We start from the raw sequence: 457 nt of genomic DNA on the forward strand, positions 1-457 counted from the left end.
ATACATGTGCAGACTCGATTTTGCCGGACTCAATTTTGAATAGTCACTTAAAGTGACATTCCCAAGAACACTTGAATGTGTTGTATTGGTGTTTGTCATAAAGACAAACATTGAGAACTTTACAAGTAATCTTAAAGATTACTTTGTCAGCTTTCCAAATTGTTAAAGAGCTAGATTTTCTAATGAAAACCATTTTTAAGAACACTTAAGCAAATGCGCTTAAAGATGGTGGAGCTATGCGGGATCGAACCGCAGACCTCCTGCGTGCAAGGCAGGCGCTCTCCCAGCTGAGCTATAGCCCCATCAGGTGTTGTCGATACTGTATGCCAATCCCCAAAGGAAATTGGTGGGTCTGAGTGGACTCGAACCACCGACCTCTCGCTTATCAGGCGAACGCTCTAACCACCTGAGCTACAGACCCAGTATCGTCTCTTAAACTGTATAAACCATCAATCTG

The 457-nt window shown here is 43.1% G+C and carries 2 tRNA genes; both read right to left on the reverse strand.

The window, feature by feature from the left end:
• Positions 1–226: 226 nt before the first annotated feature.
• Positions 227–302 (reverse strand) — tRNA-Ala (locus GVO60_RS22220).
• Positions 303–344: 42 nt separating this feature from the next.
• Positions 345–421, reverse strand: a tRNA-Ile gene (locus tag GVO60_RS22225).
• Positions 422–457: the final 36 nt, after the last annotated feature.

The sequence above is a fragment of the Vibrio atypicus genome, from assembly GCF_009811315.1.
Lineage (GTDB): Bacteria > Pseudomonadota > Gammaproteobacteria > Enterobacterales > Vibrionaceae > Vibrio > Vibrio atypicus.